This is a genomic window from Herbaspirillum sp. C9C3 (assembly GCF_013359625.1).
Lineage (GTDB): Bacteria > Pseudomonadota > Gammaproteobacteria > Burkholderiales > Burkholderiaceae_D > Herbaspirillum.
Genome location: NZ_JABFMQ010000058.1, coordinates 1 through 1,453 on the forward strand (window position 1 = coordinate 1; position 1,453 = coordinate 1,453).

At 61.0% G+C, this 1,453-nt stretch carries 1 protein-coding gene; it reads right to left on the bottom strand.

The window, feature by feature from the left end; genetic code table 11:
• Positions 1-1,452: HAL/PAL/TAL family ammonia-lyase (locus HNO82_RS22040; RefSeq protein WP_175345150.1), on the bottom strand; the 1,452-nt coding region annotated here is incomplete at its 3' end.
• Between the last annotated feature and the right edge of the window lies 1 nt (position 1,453).

Below are 1,453 nucleotides of genomic sequence, written 5' to 3' on the forward strand. Positions count from 1 at the left end.
GAAGTCCTTGAGCAGTTCTTCGGTCATGGTCAGCGCCTGCGCGGCCAACAGCATTTCCACGCCGACGATGTATTGCGTGTTCTGCACCACCGTCATGGCCTTGCGCGCGCACCAGGTCGAATTGGAAATATGATCTTCGCTATTGCCCTTGGAGGGGATGCTGTCGACGCTGCCCGGCATGCAGAGGGTACGATTTTCCATCACCAGCGAACTCATCGAACATTGCACCACCGGATAACCGGTGTTGACACCACGCACGCCGCTCATCAGGTTGCGGGGCAAACCCCACGACAGCGTGGGATCGATCAGCCGCGCGATACGGCGCTCGCAGATGCTGCCCAGGTCCGTGATGGCCATGGCCAGCAAGTCCATGGCCTGCGCCAGATACTGGCCGTGGAAGTTGCCACCGGAAATGATTTCGAAACCTTCGCCCTCTTCCTTGTTGAAGATCAGCGGATTGTCGGTGGCAGAGTTGATCTCCTTCCCGATGATGGTATCGATGTAGTCCAGTGCATCGAAGACCGGTCCATACACTTGCGGTGCGCAGCGCAGCGAATAGACGTCCTGGATGCGCGCGGTATAAGGGATATCGGTGCGACGCAGTTCATCGGGCAATTGCACCGCACGTGCTTCATGCGTGGTACGGGTGGAGCCTTTGAGCAGAGTGCGGATGACTTCGGCTGTCTTGATCTGCCCCGCATGCGGACGCGCCATCTGAATGCGCGGATCGAAGGCCGACATCTCGGCCCGCATCGCTTCCAGCGTCAGCCCCAGCGACAGGCAGGCGTCGGTGAGCAGGTGGCGTGCATCGTGGGCCGCCAGGATGGCCACGGCCAGCGAGGCGGTGCAACCATTGATGAGGGCCGAAGCATCCTTGGCCTTGAGGTCGAATTTCACCGGAGCGATACCGGCTTGCTCAATCGCTTGCGTGGCCCGCATGCGTTGGCCGCGATACATCACTTCGGCCTCATCGAATCCGGCAATGGCCGCCGCCAGATAAGCCAGCGGCGCGAGATCTCCTGAGGCACCGACTGAACCCTTCTGCGGCATGATCGGATGAATACCGGCATTGAGGAAGGCCAGCAGGCGGTCCACCACTTCCACGCGCGGCGCAGAGTAATTCGACGCGAAGGCATTGGCACGCAAGAGCATGGTGGCGCGGCTGACTTCTTCCGAGAACGGCTCGCCGATGCCTGCGCTGTGCGCGCGGATCAGTTGCGTCTGGAACAGCTCGATGTGCTCGACCTTGATGCGCGTGTCCTTGAGCAAGCCCACACCGGTGTTGAAGCTGTACATCATGGGGGCTTCATCGTGCATCCAGGTGGATTCGATGTAGTCGCGGCTTTGCTTGAGCGCGCTGCGCGAGGAATCGGCCAGTGCAACCTTCAGGTGCGGGGCGCGGGCCACGCTGAGGACTTGCGCGGCGGTGAGGTTGAAGCCGTCGATGGTGATG